The organism is Streptococcus cameli (assembly GCF_053207365.1).
Window position 1 is genome coordinate 64,111 of the sequence record NZ_JBRUIM010000001.1, and the last position, 23,420, is coordinate 87,530.

Sequence of the window (23,420 nt, forward strand, 5' to 3'; positions counted from 1 at the left end):
GAAAAAAATAATTTAAAAAACATTTGATATATTTATTGACATATGACAAGAAAGGGTTTACAATGGACATGTAAAACAAATGACACAAATAGTGTCACATGACAAAAAGGGAGGTCTATCATGACTTTATATGGTAAATTGTTGGAACGTGAAGCAGCGAATAACCCAATTAAAGTTGGTGTTATTGGTGCAGGTCAAATGGGAACTGGGATGATTGCTCAAATCTCAACGATTCCAGGTATGGAAGTTCGTGGTATTAGCGATATCAATATTGAAAATGCCCAACGAGCTGCGGCTGCCTATAATGCTTCTGCTAAAAATAAAGTAGATATTCAAATTACAACTGATTTTAAAGAAGTGATTAATTCTGAAAATGTTGAAGTTATTGTAGATGCAACAGGTGTTCCAGAGGTTGGAGCAAAAATCTCTCTTGAAACATTGATTGCAAAAAAACACCTAGTCTTGTTGAACGTAGAAGTAGACATCACAATTGGCCCGTTGATGAAAAAAATGTATGATTCAGCTGGCTTGATTTATACAGGATCTGATGGTGATGAGCCAGCAGCAACAACTCAGTTATATGAATTTGCAAAAAGCATGGGAATGAAAGTGCTTGTTGCAGGTAAAGGAAAAAATAACGCACTTAAAATTGAGGCCAATCCAGACACAGCAGCGGAAGAAGCAGCAGCTAAGAAAATGAACGCGCATATGCTAGCTGCCTTTCAAGATGGAACCAAGACAATGGCAGAGATGAACCTTTTGGCAAATGCTATTGGGTTTGTACCAGATGTTCCAGGAATGCATGGAGAGTCTGCTGATTTACAGGAAACTGTTGCCAAATTAGACTTGAAAGAAAACGGTGGTGTTCTTGACAAATTCGGAGTTGTTGAATATATTGATGGAATTGCACCAGGAGTTTTTGTTATCGTAGAAGGACAAAACGAGGGTGTGAAACATGAGATGAATTACTTGATGAAAGTAGGAGATCGCGACCACCATATTCTTTATCGCCCATATCATCTGTGCAGTTTAGAAACACCTTTGACAGTAGCACGTGCAGTTCTTGAACATGACCACGCAATTGTCCCGATGGGAGCACCTGTTGCTGAGACTGTTGCAGTCGCAAAACGTGATATTAAAGCAGGTGAACCAATTGATGGAATTGGTGGATATTGTGTACGTGGTGTGATTGAAACACATGAAGATATGCGTAAAAATAACAATGTACCAATCGGTCTTGTTGGTGGAAACTCATATGCGAAACGTGATATTCCAAACGGAACATTCTTGACCTTGGATGATATCCAATTAGATGAGTCTACAACAGTTTACAAATTGCGTAAGTTGCAGGATGAAACTTTTGGATAGAAAAGAAATTGAAAATGAATTGAAAATAAGATAAAATAGAAAATGCTTTATCTTATTTCTGAGGAGGATTCGCAGTGGGGGAATTAGCAATTGTTTTAACGGTTGTCATGCTCTTTCAATTAATTTTGAGTATTTATCAAGTGCAGTACTACCAAAACTTCATGGGGACTTTGGTAAAAAAATACCAGGATACGCAAGATTACCAGTTGATTTCCGAAGTGAATAAAACACTTCTATCATCAAATGTTGTAGTGGTAATCATGGATAAATCAAAAATCATCAAAGAAGCGTATTCTTTGAAAGGGATGACGATTTTCTCTAAGTTTCAACCCTATGAGCAATTGATAGGACACCGTTTAGATGAGAAACTGATTCCTCTTGTCGAATCAAACAAGAAAGATGGTAGGGTCAAAGCTGTCCAAGCTTTAATCGAAAAATACAAATAATCGGAGAACGAAATGCAAGAATTTACTGTTGTTGAAATTGGGGAAATGGTTCCAGCCTTTGAGGAAGAATTAATTGTCATTCTCTTTGGTGAAACGGCTCCACCAGAATTACGGGCTATTTCGGTTGTACATGACTATAAGGCCTCTAATCCAGATGAAGTCGTACTTAAAGTAGGGACAAAACTTCAGTTTGGCAGCTATGAATATACTGTAGTTGAGGCTGGAAGTGCTGCGAATGCTAATTTCCAAGAACTGGGTCATGTTGCTATTTACATGAAAAAAGGTGATGAGGAATTATTACCAGGATCTATTATTGTAGAACCATCTGTATTCCCTCAGTTGAATCCTGGCGATACAATGAAAATTATCAATAATTAAATTGATGCAATACATGGTATAATTTCTGTATCAAAACAAAGACAGTAGGGTTTAAATATGGATAATTATACTGAAAAAGATTACGTTAAAGTTGCTATCATGTATTATGACGAGGGCATGACACAAGCTGAAATTGCAAAAAAGATGGGAGTTTCTCGCTCCTTGATTTCAAAAATGCTGATAGAAGCACGTGAAGCTAAAATCGTCGAAATCTTTATTAATAGTCAATCTGTCTACACAACAAAATTAGAGAGAGAATTGGAAGAAGTTTTTTCTCTATCAGATGCTGTAGTCGTTGATACCATTGGTTTAACAAAATCAGAGATTGAACGAAAAGTCAGTCGAGTGGCGGCAAACTATATTGAATCATATCTGCGTCGACACTCCGACATTAAACGGATTGGTGTTTCATGGGGAAATACCCTGCACCATGTTGTTCATTACCTGCCTTATTTGCACCAATCAGACTATCATATCTATCCTCTCATTGGTGGGATGGGAAATGAGCACTTTTACCTTCATGCTAATCAATTGGTTCAAACTGTTGCTCAAAAATTCAGAGCGCAAGCTCATTATTTATATGTTCCAGCAATGATTTCTAATCTTTCTCTGAAGAAAGAATTGGAACAGGATCCGACCATATCTTGTGTTTTAAATCAAGGAAAACAAGTTGATTTAGGGATTTTTGGATTGGCTGCACTGGAAGAAGAAAGTACGATGGTTAAAACTGGTTATATTAGTGTTGAAGATGTCCATCATTTCCATGAAATGGGTGGTGTTGGAGATATTAACTCACAGTTTTTTGATAATCAGGGAAAATCTCTTTCTAAAATCAATGATCGAGTTATGGGAGTATCCTTAGAGGATTTAAAACAGATTTCTGAAAAAATGTTAATTGCTTATGGGACTTCCAAAGCACATGCAATTCAAGTGGCTATGGAATACAAAATGGTTAACATTCTCATTACAACCGATGAGACAGCACAAGCAATTTTAAAAGAAGTTACAACAATAAACTAATCAACATTGTTGGTTGGTTTATTAAAAAAAATAAAATGGAAACGCTTACGAACGAGCGTAAAAGGAGAAATAAATGAAATTTATTGAATGGTTTGGAGAAAACTTTATTGGAATGTTCCAAGCAGGTGGTGAACAGTTTGTTGGGTATATTACCGGGATTGTTCCCCTCCTGGTTGCTCTTCTAACATTTACGAATGCGGTTATTGCTTTGATTGGTCGAGAACGTGTGGATCGCTTTATGAAACTAAGTGCGAAATACACAATCTTACGCTATACGGTAATGCCAACACTGGCTTGTTTGATTTTAACAAACCCAATGGCCTATACCTTTGGTCAATTCTTGAAAGAAGAAGAAAAGCCAGCCTTTTATGATGCAGCAGTGAGTATGATTCACCCTGTAACAGGCCTCTTTCCTTATGCCAATGCTGGTGAGCTCTTTGTGTTCTTAGGAATTGCAAATGGTGTTGTTGAAGCAGGCTATTCACAAGGTAGCTTGGCTGTACGTTATTTCTTAGCTGGTCTCGTTGTTATTTTAATCCGTGGTGTAGTAACCGAACGGATTACAAAATACTTGATGAAACGAGTTGCCTAGTAGAAAGAAATAGAGAGGTTTAGAGAAATGTCAGAATTTAAAGCAGTATTTGTACGTCGTGGAGACAATGGTTGGGGAGATGGGCTTCTTGTTCACCCAACAGCAGAAAAAAATAAGATTGTATCGGTTACAGGTGGGGGAATCCATCCAGTAGCACAACGTGTTGCCGAATTAACAGGAGCAGAAGCAGTAGATGGATTCAAAAATGCTGTTCCAGATGCTGAAATCGCTGCAGCCGTCATCGATTGTGGTGGAACAGCCCGTATTGGTGTCTACCCAATGAAGGGAATTTTAACCTTGGATGTATTGCCATCCTCTCCGTCAGGCCCGCTTGCTAAACACATCAATGAAAAGAACTTTGTTTCTGGTGTGAAAGCAGATTGTGTGAGTCTAGCCGATGCCCCTGCAGACACTCCTATTGTTGAAGCTACTACTCTTGCAGATGAAAAAGAGCAGTTCAAAGAAAAGTATGCGGAAATCAAAGCAGAGCACAAAGCAAATCAAGAATCTAGTGATAGCTTTATTGTTCGCTTCTCACGTGGTATCGGTAATGTTATGGGGATTTTCTACCAAGCAGGTCGCGATACTGTAGAGATGCTCTTCAAAAACATCATCCCATTCATGGCCTTCATGAGTACCATTATCGGTATTATCAACTATACGGGTGTGGGAAATGTGATTGCGAACCTCTTGGAACCATTGTCTGGATCTATTCTAGGATTCATCGTGATTGCCTTTATTTGTAGTATCCCTTTCATTTCCCCAGTTATTGGACCAGGGGCAGTTATCGCCCAAGTTATCGGGGTTCTAATTGGTACTCAAATCGCTCAAGGAACAATCCCGGTAACTTATGCTCTACCAGCCTTGTTTGCCATCAATGCACAAGTAGGTTGTGACTTTATCCCAGTTGGACTCTCACTTGGTGAAGCTAAACCGGAAACAGTGTCAATCGGAGTTCCAGCTATCCTATATAGCCGTATTGTGACAGGAGCTCTTGCTGTTGTGATTGGTTGGGTTTTCAGTATCGGTATGTATTAGACATCAAGTCCGTAGGACAAGCATACCTTTATACTAAAAAACCAGAGCTTCCATTTTGGGGCTCTGGTTTTGTTTTGATTGTCCACTAAATCATTTATTAAAAGTGCCTTTTATGTAGTAAGATTGTCCTGATTGAGTCGTTCCAAAGTACATGCGGTATGTACCGGAATTAAGTGTTTTAGAATAGGTTGCTGATCTTGTTTCATAAAATACTCGTGAGTCAACAGTAGACCAAGTCCAGCCATTATGGCGCTGAATTTCTACTCGCAGTCCCACTCCACTACGATTATAATCTCTTCTTTGGTAATGCTTAATGGTTACTTTTTGACGTTTTGAGAGATAGGTTGAACTCAAAGAATTTTTACCTTTAATATTCCAACCTTCGTAACTAAAAGCAACCGCTGCATGAACGATAGTAGCTGTAAAAGAAGCTAAAAATATGATAGAATGTATTAATAAATACTAATATAGTATACCATAAATTTTAGATTAGGAGAACTCTTTTGAAGAAAAAACTTCTTTTTTTGATTCTTACCATTATTTCTGCAATTTTCTTCTTTTTTGCATGGGCTCATTTTTACTCATTTGTTGCCTACCCTTACATAGCAATGTTGTTAGGGGGCAGAGGTACACAGATTCTTGGTAATACTGCACTTGTTATTGTTGGACATTTTATTCTAACATTATTTTTTGCAATTAACATTTGGCAACTTCTGCATCTACGCTTTTTTATTCCATTTTGGAAGCTGCAAACATCTCTTTACATTGTTCTTCTTCTTGTGGTTGTTTTATTAAAAAGTAGGGGGATACAAGGGATTAATCTCAATCCTTTAAATCTTATTTCGCTTTTTTTAGAAAGTCCATTTGAATTCCTTAGTAATATTTTTTTCTTTATCCCTTTAGGCAGTTTATTTTTTATAAAACACCTCGCTTTCCGCCGTTCTATTTTTTATGGATTATTCTTTATCATTTTGCTAGAACTTAGTCAATACTTCTTGCACCTAGGTATATTTGATATTGTTGATATTCTTTTAAATACTTGTGGATTTTTACTTGGATATTTATTGCTTGATTTAGTATTTTCAAGTGGATGGATTCTACAAAAAAAGGGGAATTATTATCTTGTTGTAAGAGACAATAAGATAATGTAGGACAAGTATGTCTCTATACTAAAAAACCAGAGCTTCCATTTTGGGGCTCTGGTTTTGTTTGTCATCATAGTCGAACGGTAGCTACAAGATGCTCTTCATTAGGCTCAGACCGTGTCTACCGTCACAGAATGTTCCTTCGAATCTGTTGCTTAGTACTCTTTTGCAAGCAAATATTCAGCGATGGTTTGGTCTACAATAATGTGGTCCACACAGCCTTTTTGCAATAGGGCAAATAAGCTGGGAGCTTTAGATTTACCGGAAGCCACAACTGCAACCTCATTCATCATTTCCAACTCGTCCAAACTAAGGCCTACCATACGCTTGGCTAAGGCAATGGGGACGGGTACTCCTTCTTTGTCATAAAAGGTGGCTAAGGCATCTCCGATAACTTCTTTGTCTAGAATTTCCGCCTCATCTTCTTTGGAGACAACCCCTAATTGTTTGTAGGTCGATGATTGGGCAGGGTTTCCAATACTGACAATGGCTAAATCCACTCCAAGTGCTCGTTTATGGGCATCACGGATAAAGGTTGATTTCATCAATTCTTCTTTAAGGAGTTCATGATCAGCAATAGCAGGGGCGTAGTAATAGCTAACAGAGGCCTGGTATTTTTCAGCTAGTCGAAAGCAAAGGTGGTTGGAGTGTAGGTGTTGCAATTCCATACTGGCTCCTCCCATCATGGGGACAATCGTTAGGTGTTTATAGGAATGATGATTGGCTGCTTGAACATATTCATACAGTGTGGAGCCCCAACCAATCCCAATGGATTGCAAGCTATAAGCACGGTGTTCAATAAATTCAGCTAGGGCTTTTCCGATATGGACTTTTGTTTGGTTATCTGCCACCTCGGATTTGGTGATGATGGCTGTTTGAAGATTAAATTTATCAATGAGTTGCTTGCTGAGGTCGGCTCCTGAAGAGAGAGGCGGTGAAATCCGGATTTGGACAATTCCCTTGTCTTTGCTTTCTTTTAGAAATTGGGCAACCGTTGGTCGGCTGATACCAAGTTGTTTAGCGATTTCAGTTTGGCTTTTATTTTCTTCATAATAAAGCAGAGCTGTTTGGTAGATTAGTTGATTTCGATTTTTCATTTTATAAAAATCCTTATTTTTTAATTCTATTTTAAACAAAAATTTTACAATTGTAAAATACAAACCCGAAAATATTTTACACTATCATATTGGGATGATATAATAAAAACAGATATAAAAACGCTTGCAAAAAAGGAGTTTTACATGAAAGTTAGTTCAATAAAATTGTACGAAGTAGCTAAAAAAGGAAACTTTGCCATTCCGCATGCCAACTTTATCGATTCAAATTCAGCGCGTGCTTATGTAACGGTGGCAGAACGCCGAGGCTTGCCTCTCTTATTGGCCTATGCCCAGTCCCATAGTTCCATTTTATCTTTGGAAGAAGCGGCAGCCATTGGCAATCACTATGCGGAATCAGTTTCAACACCAGTTGTCCTTCACTTGGATCACGGTGAGGATTTCGATTTTATCAAAAAAGCCATTGATTTAGGATTTACATCCGTTATGATCGATGCTTCCCAACAATCCTTTGAAGATAACGTTGCGATTACCCAAAAAGTGATTGAATATGCCCACCAACATGATGTGGTCGTGGAAGCAGAACTTGGACATGTGGGAGCCAATGATACATCTGAATCAGCAGAGTTGACTGAATCTGTCTACACAGAGGTTGATTCTGTTAAGGATTTTGTGGCAGCGACTAATGTGGATTCATTGGCCATTTCGATTGGTACAGCTCATGGGGTTTACAAAGGGATTCCGAAGATTAATTTTGAACGTCTGCATGAGATTGCCTCTTTAACGGATGTACCACTTGTCTTACATGGTGGTTCGTCATCTGGAGATGAAAACCTCGGGCGCTGTGCGCGTGAAGGCATCACCAAAATCAATATCTATACCGATTTCCTAGTAGGAGCTTACAAGGCGATTCAGGAGGAATCGCCACAAGATTACGTGGCCTTAACTAAAACAGCAGAAACAGCGATGGAAAATGTATTAGACCATTACTTTGATGTGTTTGGTACTGAAAAAATTGATCTGTAACAGAAATAGGAGAAAATTATGATGCAAAAACTAACTGTAAAGGCACCATTCTTTATGTTCAATCCAAAATCGTACCTTTTTGGAGAAGAGTTGGTAGAAATGGCCAAAGTAGCAGAAGAGATGGCGGTGCAATACCCAGACGTTTCAGTCTTTATTACTAGTCCATTTGCAGATATTAGTCGGGTGGCTGCTGTAACAGATAAGGCGATTGTATCTGCCCAGCATATCGATGGGATTAAACCTGGTCGAGGTATGGGGCATGTTCTTCCTGAATCTGTGTATGCGGCGGGTGCACGAGCAAGTTTTATTAACCATGCTGAACAACCCTTGACCTTCGAAGAAATTATTAAATCTGTTGAACGGGCAGATGAATTAGGAATCGTAACTGTGGTTTGTGCCAATTCTCTAAAAGAAGCACGAGCTATTGCGACCTTGCAACCGGATATTATCTTATGTGAGCCAACAGAGTTGATTGGAACCGGAAAAACCAGTGACGCTTCCTATGTGACAAGCACCAATGAAGCGATTAAAGAAGTCTCACCGAATACCTTGGTCATGCAAGCTGCGGGAATCTCGACAGCAGATGATGTCTTCCAGGTTATTCAACTGGGGGCAGACGGAACAGGGTGTACCAGTGGTATTACAGAGGCTGCTGATCCAAAACAAATGCTAAAAGACATGGTTGAAGCAGCGGTAAAAGCATATCAGAAATAGGAGACCATACAATGAAAATGTACAAGAAAACTTTTACAGTCGAAACAGAAGCTGGTAAAGCGACTTACGTGAATATTACAGATAATCTTCGTGAAATTGTGAAAGATAGTGGGATTCAAAACGGGCTGTTAGCCATGATTTCTCCTCATACAACATGCGCAGTTTTCTTTGAAGAATTTGCTCACGACTTTACTAAAGATGGAGATGAGTCTTTACAAGCAGATTTAAATAATGTCTTGAAAAAAATCATTCCGGATCATACTAGTGCTGATACCTATATCTATCCAGGAGAGGCCCACTACCAAGCAGTAGAATCTTGGCCAGATGCAGAAAGCTACCTACCAGGAGGAGATCGAAAAGCCTTGTGGAATGGTGATGGTCATTTGAGTGCTACAATGATCGGATCGAGTCAGATGGTCGATGTCAGCAATGGAGACTTAGGTGTAGGTCCAACAGGCTATTTCTACTTTGTTGATTACGATAAAACACGGGAACGGACCCGCAAGTGTCAAGTAACTGTATTTGGTGAATAAAGAGAAGGCCATTCTTGAGAATGGCCTTTTTATACTAATTAATATAAAAATGAATCGATTAAAAAAGAAGAGGAATCAGACATTAATTCCTCTTTTTATATGTTTGTGGAACTATCAGTCCAATTTTGGACAGTTTTATGTGTGCTCTTTGGTCTTTTTGTTTGCGCTTACAAAAATTATAATGAGCATATAGAAAACATTTTAAAAAAGGAGCGGAAATAATGGATACACTATTAAGTCCCCTAAATTGGTTCTCGACCAATATCTTACAAAATCCAGCATTCTTTGTTGGTCTCTTGGTTTTAATTGGTTACCTTCTCTTGAAAAAGCCAGCTCATGAAGTATTTGCTGGTTTTGTAAAAGCGACAGTTGGATACTTGATTCTAAACGTTGGTGCGGGTGGTTTGGTTAGCACGTTCCGTCCAATCTTGGTTGCCCTTGCTAAAAAATTCAACTTAGAAGCCGCGGTTATTGATCCTTACTTTGGTTTGGCAGCTGCCAATGCTAAGTTAGAAGAGATGGGCTTCATAAGTGTCGCAACAACAGCTCTCTTGATTGGTTTTGGGGTCAATATTCTTTTGGTTGCTCTTCGTAAAGTCACAAAAGTTCGGACCTTGTTTATCACAGGGCATATCATGGTTCAACAAGCAGCGACTATCTCTGTTTTTGTTCTTCTCTTGATTCCACAATTGCAAAATGCTTATGGGGCATGGGCAGTTGGGATTATCTGTGGTTTGTATTGGGCAGTCAGCTCAAACATGACAGTTGAGCCAACGCAACGCTTGACAGGTGGTGGCGGATTTGCCATCGGTCACCAACAACAATTTGCGATTTGGTTTGTGGATAAGATTGCTCCATTCTTTGGTAAAAAAGAAGAAAACTTGGACAACTTGAAATTGCCAACCTTCTTGAATATTTTCCATGATACAGTTGTTGCATCTGCAACTCTAATGTTGGTTTTCTTTGGTGGTATTTTAACGGTTCTTGGTCCTGAATTGATGTCAAATGCAGAGTTGATCGGGCCAGGAGCTTATGTTCCAGTTAAATCATTCTTTATGTACGTGCTTCAAACGTCCTTGACCTTCTCTGTTTATCTCTTTATCTTGATGCAAGGTGTCCGGATGTTTGTTGCGGAATTGACCAATGCCTTCCAAGGTATTTCTAGCAAATTGCTTCCAGGTTCGTTCCCTGCGGTTGACGTTGCAGCATCTTATGGATTTGGTTCCTCAAATGCCGTTCTATCAGGTTTTGCTTTTGGATTGATTGGTCAATTGATTACGATTGCACTCTTGGTTATCTTTAAAAATCCGATTTTGATTATCACTGGATTTGTTCCTGTATTCTTTGACAATGCTGCTATTGCAGTATATGCAGATAAGCGTGGTGGTTGGAAGGCTGCGGTGGCGCTTTCCTTCATCTCAGGGATTATTCAAGTAGCTGTTGGTGCAGTAGCAGTAGCCCTTCTTGGTTTGACAGGTGGGTACCACGGAAACATTGACTTAGCTATTCCATGGGTAGGATTTGGTTATATCTTCAAATACTTAGGTATCGCAGGATATGTTTTGGTCTGCCTCTTCTTCTTGGCGATTCCGCAATTGCAATTTATGAAAGCCAAAGACAAAGAAGCTTATTATCGTGGTGAAGCACAATAATCGTATTTAAAAAAAGAAATATTGGAGGATAATTATGGTTAAAGTATTAACAGCCTGTGGAAATGGTATGGGCTCATCAATGGTCATTAAGATGAAGGTTGAAAACGCCCTTCGCCAACTAGGTGTTACGGACATTCAATCAGCTTCTTGCTCTGTCGGTGAAGCAAAAGGACTTGCGGCTGGTTATGATATCGTTGTTGCCTCAAACCACCTTATTTCGGAGTTGGAAGGACGCACCAATGGAAAATTGGTTGGTCTTGATAACCTAATGGATGATAACGAAATCAAAACAAAATTACAAGCAGTCTTAGAATAGGAGAAAAAGAGGTCGGAGCATTGCTCAACCTCTTCTCTATTAGTTGGAAAGGAAACAGAATATGAACTTGAAAAAAGCCTTTACAGAAAATCAATCCATTCGCTTGGGACTTTCTGCGACGAGCTGGCAAGAAGCCGTAGAACTATCGGTTGCTCCCCTGATTGAAAGCGGTGCAGTTACACGTGAATATTATGATGCAATCATTGCCTCAACAGAAGAATATGGTCCATACTATATTTTGATGCCAGGCATGGCCATGCCGCATGCTCAGGCTGGCGTCGGGGTCAATCGAGATGCATTTTCTTTGATTACCTTGACAGAGCCGGTTACTTTCTCAGATGGAAAAGAAGTATCGGTCCTCTTAGTCTTGGCAGCGACATCTGCTGCGATTCATACTTCTGTTGCCATTCCGCAAATCATAGCCCTTTTTGAATTGGAAAATTCGATTGAGCGTTTGGTGGCCTGTCAAAGTCCAGAGGAAGTCTTGGCCATGGTAGAAGAATCCAAAAATAGTCCGTACTTAGAAGGATTGGATTTAGAAGATTAAAAACGATTGATGAAGATAGTGAAAGGAACAATAAGATGACAAAACACATTCCAAATTTACAAGTAGCGCTAGATCATTCTGACTTACAAGGTGCTGTTAAAGCAGCTGTTTCAGTTGGTCACGAAGTCGATGTCATTGAAGCAGGGACGGTTTGCTTGCTCCAAGTGGGCAGTGAATTAGTTGAAGTACTTCGTAGTCTCTTCCCTGAGAAAATCATTGTGGCTGATACCAAATGTGCCGATGCTGGTGGAACAGTTGCTAAAAACAATGCCGTTCGTGGGGCAGACTGGATGACCTGTATCTGCTCAGCAACCATTCCTACTATGAAAGCGGCTCTCAAAGCCATTCAAGAAGAACGTGGCGACAAGGGTGAAATTCAAGTTGAGCTTTATGGAGATTGGACTTATGAGCATGCTCAACAATGGTTGGATGCAGGTATTTCCCAAGCCATTTACCACCAATCTCGCGATGCTCTATTAGCGGGTGAAACATGGGGCGAAAAAGACTTGACCAAGGTCAAAAAATTGATTGATATGGGCTTCCGTGTATCCGTTACAGGTGGTCTAGATGTGGATACCTTGAAACTCTTTGAAGGCTTGGATGTCTTCACCTTTATCGCAGGGCGTGGGATTACAGAAGCTCCTGATCCAGCACAAGCAGCACGTGATTTCAAAAATGAAATCCGTCGCATCTGGGGGTAACAATGGCAAGACCGATTGGAATATATGAAAAAGCAACTCCGAAGCACTTTACTTGGCTAGAGCGTCTGCAATTTGCTAAAGAGCTTGGATTTGACTTTGTCGAAATGTCTGTGGACGAATCAGACGAGCGCTGGGCAAGGTTAGACTGGACTAAGGAAGAGCGTCTCGATATTGTGAAAGCCATTTATGAAACAGGTGTGCGGATTCCGACCATTTGCTTCTCTGGTCATCGTAGGTACCCTCTTGGCTCTGCTAATCCAGAACTGGAAGCAGAAGCTCTTTCTGCCATGAAAAAATGCATTGAGTTAGCACAAGATTTGGGTGTTCGTGTGATTCAGCTAGCTGGTTACGATGTTTATTATGAAGACAAGTCTCCAGAGACGCGTGAGCGTTTTATCAAAAATTTGCGCCAATCCTGTGACTGGGCTGAGCAAGCTCAAGTGATGTTGGCGATTGAAATTATGGATGACCCGTTTATCAATTCTATCGAGAAGTATTTGGCGGTTGAAAAAGAAATCGACTCTCCCTATCTCTTTGTCTACCCAGATACAGGCAATGTCTCTGCCTGGCACAATGACTTATGGAGTGAATTTTATCTAGGGCATCGTTCGATTGCAGCTCTTCATCTTAAAGATACCTATGAGGTTACGGAGACTTCTAAAGGACAGTTCCGCGATGTGCCGTTTGGACAAGGCTGTGTGGAATGGGAAGAGATATTTGCGGTTTTGAAAAAGACCAACTACCAAGGACCATTTTTGATTGAAATGTGGTCTGAAAATTGTGAAACGGTAGAAGAAACGCGCGCAGCTATCAAGGAGGCGCAGGATTTTCTCTACCCTCTAATTGAGAAAGCGGGGTTAGCCTAATGCCAAAAGATTTACAGGAAATGCGTCAGCGTGTCTATGAGGCAAATGTAGCCTTACCAGCGCACGGACTCGTCAAGTTTACCTGGGGCAATGTCTCAGAAGTCTGCCGTGAGCTTGGCCGTATCGTTATCAAACCTTCTGGAGTGGATTATGACAAATTAAGCCCTGAAAACATGGTGGTGACAGATCTTGATGGCAATGTGGTTGAAGGAGACCTCAATCCATCATCAGACCTCAAGACCCATGTGGAACTCTACAAGGCTTGGCCAGAAGTTGGAGCGGTGGTTCACACCCATTCGACAGAGGCTGTTGGCTGGGCACAGGCTGGGCGGGATATCCCTTTTTACGGAACAACCCATGCAGATTATTTCTATGGGCCAGTGCCATGTGCACGTTCCTTGACCAAGGATGAGGTCGATTCTGCTTATGAAAAAGAAACAGGAACCGTCATCATTGAAGAGTTTGAGCGTCGGGGAATCAATCCCGTTGCCATTCCAGGGATCGTCGTTCGTAACCACGGACCATTTACTTGGGGCAAGGATCCCGCTCAAGCGGTGTATCACTCTGTTGTTTTAGAAGAAGTGGCGCGGATGAACCGCTATACGGAGGAGATTAATCCACGTGTGGAGCCAGCACCCCAATACATTTTAGACAAACACTATCTCCGCAAACACGGGCCTAATGCCTATTATGGCCAAAAAGGAGAGGCTCACTAAGAGCAAATGTAAGCAGGTCGCTTTTACAGGGCCTGCTTCTCTTTGCTTATTTATCTATTCTATGCAAATAGATAAAATTATGATATAGTTATGAATGCGTTTTATTGAATTGGTTTATTATGAAAGGTTGGAAAATGTATGTTGTTTTTGGATAAAGACCTACATGCTCTCTTGAACTATTTATTGGAATTGGAGAGTCCTCAGACAATCATGGCCATATCAAAGAAATTGTACCAATCGAGAAGAAAGATTTATTATAATTTGGAAAAAGTAAATGAAGCTTTTTCCTCAGAGGTTGATCCGATTGTCAGTATTCCTCGGGTTGGTTTGTGTTTGACAGACAAGCAAAAACAGGCTTGCAGAGAGCTACTAGAAGAATTGGATGCTTCAAGCTATGTTCTGAATATGGAAGAGCGCATACAATTGTTGCTGATTTATATTTTAATTTCTCCCAATCGGGTCACCATTGAGCGCATGATGGATTTGGCAGATGTTTCTCGTAACACCATCTTGAACGACCTAAATGAAATTCGGGAGCGTTTGAGTCAGGATTATCGCTACTTACCGTTGGCTGTGACTAAGAGACGGGGGTATTTTCTGAACTGCCACTTACTTGATAAAATTCAATTTCTCTATTCGCTCCTATTTACCGTATTGACATCCAGTAATAGTAGCTTTTTGTCCATTTTTGAGAAAAAAATCCAACAAATTGTAGGTGATAATCCATTGTTTGATAGGGATTTTGCAGCAGATCTAATGCAACGCTTAAAAGATGTTCGACAGGTTTGGGGAAAAGAGATGTATGACTCCGAGATGGAGTTAATGGTTGAGGTTATTCCCTATCTACTTCTTAGCTACCGAAATAGTGAGTTATCAACAGAAGAACGCGAAGATGTCATTAAAGAACTGGCTCTTGTTCGAACTAGAATAGAATACAAGGTTGCCCGTCAAATTAGTTCCTTTTTATGTGAAAGACATACCTTGACACTAGACGATATCGAAGAAGCCTTGGTAGCCATTTTGCTACTATCTTCTAGGAAAAATTATGACAAACACGTCAACACCTTAGATTTTAGGGATATCGAAGAAGCTATCGAAGTCTTCTTGCAGGCTTTTGAGCGTCAAACGAATTACCAACTTGTCCAGCGTTCAGAGCTGGCCCAGCGTCTCTTAATTCATTGTAAGGCCTTGCTCTTTCGGAAAACCTACGGTATTTTATCCACCAACCCCTTAACTCAGCAAGTAAAATCCAAATATAAGGCCCTGTTTGAGGTAACAGCTACCTGTGTATCTATATTGGAGAAAGCCTGGTTGGTCAAATTGACAGACGACGATATTGCGCATATCGTGATTCATATTGGTGGCGTATTGCGCAGTGTTGAGATTGAAAATCCTAATACCTTAGTTTGTTTGGTTTGCGATGAAGGAGTTGCCGTTCAAAAATTACTCGTCAAACAAATCGAGTATCACTTTCCAAATATCACAGTGGCAGCTGTATTCACGACGGAACAATTCAAAAGTGTAGAGGACATTTTACATGTTGATGCCTTGATTCAGACTAGCGATAGTCTTGAAACTGCTTTTCCTACGATTCAAGTTTGTCCAATCTTGAGTCAAGATGATCTGCAGTCCATCGCTGGAATCTTGCGTTTTCCGAGCATTTCATTTGGTTTGGAGCAAGATCAAACGCTGGAAGCCTTGATAGCAGAGTACATTTCGGATACCGCAGAGCAAGCTGCTTTTAAAACGAAGTTACAACAGGCCTTACAGAACAGCCGATCAATGTAGATGTCTTGAGAACAAGATAACAGTCCAAGAATGAACACAATCTTGTGTTTCATTTGGGCTTTTTTTAGTGTCATGAAGGCGTTATCATAGAGATGTAAAAAACATTGTGAATCATAAAAGGAGGCAAAAAATGGCCAATGTAAAAGATATTACCAGAGAATCTTGGATTCTTAGCACTTTCCCAGAGTGGGGAACTTGGCTCAATGAAGAGATTGAAGGAGAAGTTGTACCAGAAGGCAACTTTGCTATGTGGTGGTTAGGCAACTGTGGTGTGTGGATTAAAACACCAGGCGGTGCCAACGTTGTTATGGATCTTTGGTCTTCTCGTGGAAAATCGACTAAAAAAGTAAAAGACATGGTTTGGGGGCACCAAATGGCCAATATGGCGGGTGTTCGCAAATTGCAACCAAACTTGCGGGTACAACCAATGGTCATCGATCCTTTTGCCATCAATGAATTGGACTACTATTTGGTATCGCATGTGCATAGTGATCATATGGACATCAATACTGCTGCAGCGATTTTGAACAATCCCAATTTAGACCATGTGAAATTCGTTGGACCAGTTGAGTCTGGTGATATTTGGGAAAAATGGGGCGTTCCAGCAGATCGCATTATCCGCATTGCTCCAGGAGATAGCTTTGAATTTAAAGATATTAAAATTCATGCGGTGGAATCCTTTGACCGCACGTGTCTTGTCACCCTTCCAATTGATGGCTATGAGGAAAATGGTGGTAGCCTGGCAGGCTTGCCTGTAACGGATGAATTAATGGCACGCAAGGCTGTTAACTATATTTTTGAGACTCCTGGTGGGACCATCTATCATGGTGCGGATTCTCATTTCTCAAACTATTTTGCCAAACATGGACGTGATTTTAAGATTGATGTTGCCATCAACAACTATGGGGACAACCCAATTGGTATCCAGGACAAGATGACATCAATTGATCTCCTGCGTATGGCTGAAAATCTCCGTGCCAAAGTTATTATTCCCGTGCACTATGACATTTGGTCAAACTTTATGGCCTCAACCGATGAAATTATTGAACTTTGGAAGATGCGTAAAGAACGTCTTCAGTACGATTTCCATCCGTTTATTTGGGAAGTTGGAGGCAAGTATACTTATCCGCTTGACAAGGACCGTATCGAGTACCACCACCCACGTGGGTTTGATGATTGCTTCTTAGAAGATTCCAACATTCAGTTCAAGGCCTTGCTCTAATATTAGGCATGGCAGAAAACCCAGCTCCCTCTTCTCTTTTGAACCAGGGAGCTTTTTTACAAATGTCAAAAAATTCAAACACGAGAAAGCGTTTTATGATATAATAAACGTATCGATTTAATAGGAGGAAATTATGTCACTTACATCAGTTAACGCCATCCGTTTTTTAGGCGTAGATGCGATTGAAAAATCAAAATCAGGACACCCAGGTATTGTTATGGGTGCTGCACCGATGGCTTATAGCCTCTTTACCAAACATTTGCGTGTCAATCCAGCTCAACCAAACTGGATTAACCGTGACCGTTTTGTGTTGTCAGCTGGTCATGGTTCCATGTTGTTGTATGGACTTCTTCACCTTTCTGGCTTTGAAGATGTGTCTATGGATGAGATTAAAAACTTCCGTCAATGGGGTTCAAAAACTCCAGGTCACCCAGAATATGGTCACACAGCAGGTGTGGACATTACCACAGGTCCTCTTGGACAAGGGATTGCGACAGCGGTTGGTTTTGCACAAGCAGAGCGTTTTCTAGCTGCTAAATACAACAAAGAAGGCTACAACTTGTTTGATCACTATACCTATGTTTTGTGTGGAGATGGTGATTTGATGGAGGGTGTATCTGCTGAGGCTGCCTCTTACGCTGGTCTTCAAAAATTGGATAAATTGGTTGTTCTTTATGATTCAAACAATATCTGTTTGGATGGGGAAACCAAGGATGCTTTCACAGAAGATGTACGTGCACGTTACGATGCTTATGGTTGGCATACAGCACTGATTGAAGATGGAACAGATGTTGAGGCGATTGACCTTGCTATTGAAGCTGCAAAAGCGTCTGGTAAGCCATCCTTGCTTGAAATCAAAACCGTTATCGGACATGGTTCTCCAGGAAAAGCTGGATCAAACTCTTCTCACGGTGCTCCGCTTGGGCCAGAGGAAACACAAGCTACTCGTGAAAACCTTGGCTGGGACTATGCACCATTTGAAGTTCCAGAAGAAGTATATGCGGATTTCAAAGCAAATGTAGCGGATCGTGGAACAGCTGCTTATGATGCTTGGACGAACTTGGTTGCAGATTACAAACAAGCCCATCCAGAATTGGCTGATGAAGTAACAGCTATCTTGGAAGGAAAAGATCCAGTTGTTGTAACACCAGAAGATTTCCCAGCCATTGAAGCAGGATTCTCACAAGCTACTCGTAATTCATCACAAGATGCCCTCAATGTCATTGCAGAAAAAATGCCAAACTTCCTTGGTGGATCAGCAGACTTGGCGCACTCCAACATGACAGTGATTAAGGGTGATGGTCTCCAAGATGATGCCAATCGTTTGGAACGCAACATCCAATTTGGTGTACGTGAATTTGCAATGGGCACTGTCTTAAATGGTATGTCAGCTCATGGTGGCTTACGTGTGTTCGGTGGTACTTTCTTTGTCTTCTCTGACTACGTGAAGGCTGCGATCCGTTTGTCTGCCCTCCAAGGACTACCAGTGACCTATGTCTTTACTCATGATTCCATTGCGGTTGGTGAAGATGGTCCGACTCATGAACCAATCGAGCACTTGGCCGGTCTTCGTGCGATGCCAAACTTGAACGTTATTCGCCCAGCAGATGCGCGTGAAACACAAGCAGCTTGGCACTTGGCAGTAACAAGCCCATCCACTCCAACAGCACTTGTTTTGACGCGTCAAAACTTGACAGTTGAAGAAGGAACTGATTTTGCTAAAGTGGCAAAAGGTGCCTATGTTGTACATGAAACAGAAGGGTTTGATACCATCTTGCTTGCGTCGGGTTCAGAAGTGAACTTGGCGGTTAAAGCGGCGAAAGAATTGGAAGCGACTGGTACAAAAGTGCGCGTGGTATCTGTTCCATCAACTGAACTCTTTGATGCACAAGATGCGGCTTACAAAGAAGAAATCTTACCTACAAATATTCGTCGTCGTGTAGCCATCGAGATGGCAGCTAGCCAAAGCTGGTACAAATACGTTGGCTTAGATGGTGCAGTTATCGGTATTGACACCTTTGGTGCGTCTGCTCCAGCCCAAACCGTGATTGATAACTATGGCTTTACCGTTGAAAACGTGGTAAATGTAGTCAATGGTTTATAGTTTGGAATAAGCAATAAATAAACAGTAGTGCTCTTTCTAGAGTGCTACTGTTTATTGTTTTATGCTCCCTTATCTTGTAATAAGTTATACTGAGAGCTATTTTTATTTTTGGTAAAACATGATATACTGTAAAGTAAATCAATAAGGAGATGAAAAATTGAAAAAATTATTAAACTTTGGGAATGCCATATTTTTTACAATGGCAATTCACTGGCTCTACTTTGCTTTTCGATATGCATTTGAATTTGTTTCGATTAATTTGCTTACTTTCTCAAAGAATACAGCCCTATTCGTATGTTTTTTATCGGTCTTTATTTTTATACTCTATTTCTTTAAAAACACAATCTGGAAATGGTGGATAGGCCTCTATCAGTTGGTGATTTCACACAAGGGTTGGACGTTAGCAGTTTTAACTGTTTTTCAATTGTTTCTTCTCATGATGACTGGGGGATTGGCAAGAGCAGATACCACAATATTATACCAAATTGCAACAGATCCTAATTTTGCCAAGGATACACTCTATATTTCCAATAATCCAAATAATTTTCTATTTCTGATTTATTTAAAATTGGTGCGTCTCTTATCTCCTGGGAATTTCCTGTTTATCCTTTCTCTTTTAAATATTTTCTTTATTAACACTTCGTTGGTGCTGACCTACCGATTAGTGAAACGGTATTTTACAGAGCGGGTTTCCAATATCTATTTCGTCTTGTATTTGGTTCTGTTTGCCTTACAGCCGCAGTATATCTATACCTATACAGATCCAATTACTTTATTCTTTATTGTCCTATTTTGTATCGCTTTAGAATTTTTAATTCAACACTGGATGTCGCTAAAGCATTTTGTACTGACGAGCGGGATTTTAGGAATATTGGTTAATATCTGTTATAACTTGCGTCCACCAACTTTTATTTATATCATTGCACTATTGATTGTTGTATCGATTACAAAGCGAAACAAGCAATTTCTATTTAGGAAAATAGCCACTGCAGTATTGATTGCTTCTTGTTTTTTTGGCATCTCCAGCATCACTTTAAATACAGTCTTAGAAAAACAAGATTTTGTTCATTATGATGATAATTATAGTCGTAGTATGCTCTACTATGTGAACTTAGGATTAACCTATGGTGGAAATTACCATCATGAGCTTCCGCCTGAAGTTGTTTCTGCTACTGAAGATGAGCTAGACGAACTAGTTATGAAAGATATTCAGAGACGAATGACAGAATATGACACGGCTTCCTTTATTGGCCATCTTTACTATAAATATTATTGGATAACTGGTGAGGGGATGTTTGGTTGGTACCAAGAACAAGTAATGGTAGAAGAAAATAAGATGCAGATGCCTTGGATCCAGCCAATCATCAATTCTACATTTGCCAAAACGATTCGTTCAGTTGTATATGCAAGTGGAGCCAACTTTAAATTAGAAGGAATGTTTTTCCAACTAATATGGATATTGACAGTGTTTGGAATTGTGGTCTATTCTTATCTGTTTCGTAGTAGCCAACTCAATGTTGCCCTTTGGCTGCAAATTACATTATTTGGTGGTTTTCTCTTCCTTATGATTTTTGAAGGAGGGCGGACACGGTATTTGATTCAATTCTTGCCATGTATTGTCCTCTTATCCAGTCTTGGTTGGGAGCAGTTCTTATCTTTCTGTGCCTATCGAGATGCATGCAATGATCAGGCGCAAGAAAATGGCTGATGGACATGTTTTTAAAGAGCTTATATCTATAAGCTCTTTTTTAGAACAACCAAGCTACATTGTGAGTTTTTCTTACAATATTAGGCAGTGCTGAAACTGCTAAAAATAAGAATTCATGTTAAAATAAGGGTATGTTAAAAAAATTTAAATTTGATCCTGGAAAATTTAAGATTGGGATGCGCACCTTTAAATCAGGCTTGGCTGTCTTCATCGTTATTTTACTGTTTAACGCCTTTGGTATCTCAGACGGTGTTCAAATCGCTGCTCTTGCGGCGGTCTTTAGTTTGCGGGAAGATTTTGACAAAAGTATCGATTTTGGGACTTCACGGATTTTGAGCAATTCCATCGGTGGTTTCTATGCCTTATTGTATTTTATTTTACAGGACTGGTTGCAGGAACGGTTTTGGATTACCTTGATCTTTATCCCGATTTTTGCCATGTTAACCATTATGACGAATGTTGCCATCAATAATACGGCGGGGGTCATTAGCGGTGTAGCAACCATGTTAATCATTGCCCTATCCATCCCAGCGGGGGATTCGATTCTATATGCCTTGACAAGGGTTTTCCAAACTTTTATCGGTGTTTTTGTGGCGATTTTAGTTAATGCAGATATTAAGTTGATTGAGAAAAAAGAATAAAAGACGAACGATGTCAGAAAATCTAACATATACTGTTGACGATGGGATAGATTTCTCATATAATAAGATGCAGAAGGGAGCTTCTCGTGAGAGAAAAAGAATTACGAAGAACATTATCGGTTTTTCCGATCGGTAGTGTCATGAAATTGACTGATTTGACAGCAAGGCAGATTCGGTATTATGAAGAGCAGGGCTTGATTTCCCCAGAAAGAAACGAAGGAAATCGACGGATGTATTCTCTAAATGATATGGATCGTTTGTTGGAGATTAAGGATTACATCGCGGATGGATACAATATCGCTGCGATTAAGAGAGAGTATCAGGCGAAAGCCTTGGCCAAAAATAAAACCTTAACAGACAGTCAAGTAAGACGGATTCTCCACGATGAGCTGACCAAGGTTGGGGGGTTTAATCCCAATCCAACTGGTTTTAATTCATTTCGCATTTAAAGAGATGCCGTTTGTTTGAAAAAAGGAGAAAAAAATGCCAATCACAGCTGCTGATATCCGTCGCGAGATCAAAGAAAAAAATGTTACTTTTTTACGCTTGATGTTTACGGATATTTTGGGAACATTGAAAAATGTTGAAATTCCAGCGACTGATGAACAAGTCGAAAAAGTTTTGGCCAACAAGGCGATGTTTGATGGATCCTCTATTGAGGGATTTGTCCGCATTAACGAATCAGATATGTACTTATATCCAGATTTAAACACTTGGACAGTATTTCCTTGGGGAGATGAAAATGGCGCGGTTGCAGGGCTAATTTGTGATATCTACACACCTGATGGTGAGCCTTTTGCTGGTGACCCACGTGGGAACTTGAAAAAATCCTTGCGCCACATGGAAGAAATTGGTTTTAGTTCCTTTAATTTAGGGCCAGAGCCAGAGTTTTTCTTGTTCAAGCTAGACGAGCAAGGCAATCCGACACTTGAGGTCAACGATAAGGGTGGTTATTTTGATTTGGCGCCGACAGATTTGGCAGACAATACGCGTCGCGAAATCGTAAATGTCTTGACACGTATGGGCTTTGAAGTAGAAGCTAGCCACCATGAGTGTGCGGTTGGTCAGCATGAAATTGACTTCAAATATGCAGATGTCTTAAAAGCTTGCGATAATATCCAAATCTTTAAATTAGTGGTTAAAACCATTGCCCGCAAACACGGCCTGTACGCAACCTTTATGGCTAAGCCAAAATACGGTATCGCAGGAAGTGGGATGCACTGCAATATGTCCCTCTTTAATGAAAAAGGAAATGCCTTCTTTGATGAGAAGGATCCACGTGGTATGCAGTTGTCGCAAGACGCTTATTATTTCCTTGGTGGTCTGATGAAGCATGCTTATAGCTACACGGCGATTACCAATCCGACTGTCAATTCCTACAAGCGTTTGGTACCAGGTTATGAAGCACCAGTCTATATTGCTTGGGCAGGTCGGAACCGTTCGCCACTCATTCGCGTTCCAGCATCTCGTGGGATGGGGACTCGTTTGGAATTGCGCTCGGTAGACCCCATGGCAAATCCGTATCTTGCAATGGCTGTTCTCTTGGAATCTGGTTTGGATGGGATTGTTAATAAGATTGATGCACCATTGCCAGTGGAAACCAATATCTATGCCATGAGCTCAGAAGAGCGTCGGGAAGCTGGTATCATTGATCTGCCATCGACCTTACACAATGCCCTGAAGGCCTTGAAAAAAGATGAGGTTGTTCGAGCGGCACTTGGCGATCATATCTATACGAACTTTGTTGAAGCAAAGCGTATTGAATGGGCTAGTTATGCAACATTTGTTTCCCAGTGGGAAATTGAAAATTACCTCGACTTGTATTAAAAAATTCTCCAATTGGA

At 40.4% G+C, this 23,420-nt stretch carries 24 protein-coding genes; 23 read left to right on the forward strand and 1 reads right to left on the reverse strand.

Features of this window, described 5'->3' with window-relative positions:
- The first annotated feature begins 120 nt into the window (after positions 1–120).
- The 7 genes from ACVR1I_RS00310 to ACVR1I_RS00340 all read left to right on the forward strand — a co-directional run bounded on the left by ACVR1I_RS00310 (position 121) and on the right by ACVR1I_RS00340 (position 5,993).
- A complete protein-coding gene (locus ACVR1I_RS00310) occupies positions 121–1,368 on the forward strand; it encodes an NAD(P)H-dependent oxidoreductase (protein WP_447442063.1) in 1,248 nt (415 codons plus the stop codon).
- Positions 1,369–1,442: 74 nt separating this feature from the next.
- Entirely contained in the window at positions 1,443–1,814 is a 372-nt protein-coding gene (locus ACVR1I_RS00315) for a transcriptional regulator GutM (protein ID WP_447442064.1), read from the forward strand.
- A gap of 12 nt (positions 1,815–1,826) precedes the next feature.
- Complete coding sequence (locus ACVR1I_RS00320) at positions 1,827–2,192, forward strand: PTS glucitol/sorbitol transporter subunit IIA (protein WP_447442065.1); 366 nt, start codon at positions 1,827–1,829, stop codon at positions 2,190–2,192.
- Positions 2,193–2,249: 57 nt separating this feature from the next.
- Positions 2,250–3,212 (forward strand): sugar-binding transcriptional regulator, encoded by a 963-nt coding sequence (locus tag ACVR1I_RS00325; protein WP_447442066.1) that lies wholly within the window; start codon positions 2,250–2,252, stop codon positions 3,210–3,212.
- Between the two features lie 73 nt (positions 3,213–3,285).
- Positions 3,286–3,804: a PTS glucitol/sorbitol transporter subunit IIC gene (gene srlA, locus ACVR1I_RS00330; protein WP_447442067.1), complete on the forward strand. Its 519-nt coding sequence runs from the start codon at positions 3,286–3,288 to the stop codon at positions 3,802–3,804.
- A 27-nt stretch (positions 3,805–3,831) separates the two neighbouring features.
- On the forward strand, positions 3,832–4,842 hold the full coding sequence (gene srlE, locus ACVR1I_RS00335) for a PTS glucitol/sorbitol transporter subunit IIB (RefSeq protein WP_447442068.1): 1,011 nt from the start codon (positions 3,832–3,834) through the stop codon (positions 4,840–4,842).
- A gap of 503 nt (positions 4,843–5,345) precedes the next feature.
- A complete protein-coding gene (locus ACVR1I_RS00340) occupies positions 5,346–5,993 on the forward strand; it encodes a VanZ family protein (protein ID WP_447442069.1) in 648 nt (215 codons plus the stop codon).
- Positions 5,994–6,142: 149 nt separating this feature from the next.
- On the opposite strand, the gene ACVR1I_RS00345 is transcribed toward ACVR1I_RS00340, so the two are convergent.
- Positions 6,143–7,084: a sugar-binding transcriptional regulator gene (locus tag ACVR1I_RS00345; RefSeq protein WP_447442070.1), complete on the reverse strand. Its 942-nt coding sequence runs from the start codon at positions 7,082–7,084 to the stop codon at positions 6,143–6,145.
- A gap of 144 nt (positions 7,085–7,228) precedes the next feature.
- Between ACVR1I_RS00345 and ACVR1I_RS00350 the strand changes: the two genes are divergently transcribed.
- The 16 genes from ACVR1I_RS00350 to glnA all read left to right on the forward strand — a co-directional run bounded on the left by ACVR1I_RS00350 (position 7,229) and on the right by glnA (position 23,403).
- Positions 7,229–8,068, forward strand: a complete 840-nt coding sequence (locus ACVR1I_RS00350; RefSeq protein WP_447442071.1) for a class II fructose-bisphosphate aldolase — start codon at positions 7,229–7,231, stop codon at positions 8,066–8,068.
- 21 nt (positions 8,069–8,089) lie between these two features.
- Positions 8,090–8,782 carry a triose-phosphate isomerase gene (locus ACVR1I_RS00355; protein WP_447442985.1) on the forward strand — a complete coding sequence of 231 codons (693 nt, stop codon included), beginning with the start codon at positions 8,090–8,092 and terminating at the stop codon, positions 8,780–8,782.
- Between the two features lie 11 nt (positions 8,783–8,793).
- Positions 8,794–9,315 (forward strand): YjbQ family protein, encoded by a 522-nt coding sequence (locus tag ACVR1I_RS00360; protein ID WP_447442072.1) that lies wholly within the window; start codon positions 8,794–8,796, stop codon positions 9,313–9,315.
- A 221-nt stretch (positions 9,316–9,536) separates the two neighbouring features.
- Positions 9,537–10,967 carry a PTS sugar transporter subunit IIC gene (locus ACVR1I_RS00365; protein ID WP_447442073.1) on the forward strand — a complete coding sequence of 477 codons (1,431 nt, stop codon included), beginning with the start codon at positions 9,537–9,539 and terminating at the stop codon, positions 10,965–10,967.
- A 34-nt stretch (positions 10,968–11,001) separates the two neighbouring features.
- Complete coding sequence (locus ACVR1I_RS00370; protein WP_447442074.1) at positions 11,002–11,283, forward strand: PTS sugar transporter subunit IIB; 282 nt, start codon at positions 11,002–11,004, stop codon at positions 11,281–11,283.
- 61 nt (positions 11,284–11,344) lie between these two features.
- Entirely contained in the window at positions 11,345–11,830 is a 486-nt protein-coding gene (locus ACVR1I_RS00375; protein ID WP_447442075.1) for a PTS sugar transporter subunit IIA, read from the forward strand.
- 35 nt (positions 11,831–11,865) lie between these two features.
- Positions 11,866–12,531, forward strand: a complete 666-nt coding sequence (locus tag ACVR1I_RS00380) for a 3-keto-L-gulonate-6-phosphate decarboxylase UlaD (protein WP_447442076.1) — start codon at positions 11,866–11,868, stop codon at positions 12,529–12,531.
- 2 nt (positions 12,532–12,533) lie between these two features.
- The gene (locus tag ACVR1I_RS00385) at positions 12,534–13,397 is read left to right on the forward strand and encodes an L-ribulose-5-phosphate 3-epimerase (RefSeq protein ID WP_447442077.1); all 864 of its coding nucleotides are present in this window, start codon (positions 12,534–12,536) and stop codon (positions 13,395–13,397) included.
- Complete coding sequence (locus ACVR1I_RS00390; RefSeq protein WP_447442078.1) at positions 13,397–14,113, forward strand: L-ribulose-5-phosphate 4-epimerase; 717 nt, start codon at positions 13,397–13,399, stop codon at positions 14,111–14,113. The genes ACVR1I_RS00385 and ACVR1I_RS00390 overlap by 1 nt, the downstream gene beginning before the upstream one ends.
- Before the next feature lie 138 nt (positions 14,114–14,251).
- Positions 14,252–15,901, forward strand: a complete 1,650-nt coding sequence (locus ACVR1I_RS00395; protein WP_447442079.1) for a BglG family transcription antiterminator — start codon at positions 14,252–14,254, stop codon at positions 15,899–15,901.
- A gap of 130 nt (positions 15,902–16,031) precedes the next feature.
- Positions 16,032–17,123: an L-ascorbate 6-phosphate lactonase gene (ulaG, locus tag ACVR1I_RS00400; protein ID WP_447442080.1), complete on the forward strand. Its 1,092-nt coding sequence runs from the start codon at positions 16,032–16,034 to the stop codon at positions 17,121–17,123.
- 133 nt (positions 17,124–17,256) lie between these two features.
- Positions 17,257–19,227, forward strand: coding sequence for a transketolase (tkt, locus tag ACVR1I_RS00405; protein WP_447442081.1), 1,971 nt, complete (start codon positions 17,257–17,259; stop codon positions 19,225–19,227).
- A 157-nt stretch (positions 19,228–19,384) separates the two neighbouring features.
- Complete coding sequence (locus ACVR1I_RS00410; protein WP_447442082.1) at positions 19,385–20,935, forward strand: glycosyltransferase-like membrane protein; 1,551 nt, start codon at positions 19,385–19,387, stop codon at positions 20,933–20,935.
- 131 nt (positions 20,936–21,066) lie between these two features.
- Positions 21,067–21,576, forward strand: coding sequence for an FUSC family protein (locus ACVR1I_RS00415; RefSeq protein ID WP_447442083.1), 510 nt, complete (start codon positions 21,067–21,069; stop codon positions 21,574–21,576).
- A gap of 86 nt (positions 21,577–21,662) precedes the next feature.
- Complete coding sequence (locus ACVR1I_RS00420; RefSeq protein WP_447442084.1) at positions 21,663–22,025, forward strand: MerR family transcriptional regulator; 363 nt, start codon at positions 21,663–21,665, stop codon at positions 22,023–22,025.
- A 34-nt stretch (positions 22,026–22,059) separates the two neighbouring features.
- Positions 22,060–23,403: a type I glutamate--ammonia ligase gene (gene glnA / locus ACVR1I_RS00425; protein ID WP_447442085.1), complete on the forward strand. Its 1,344-nt coding sequence runs from the start codon at positions 22,060–22,062 to the stop codon at positions 23,401–23,403.
- Positions 23,404–23,420 lie beyond the last annotated feature (17 nt).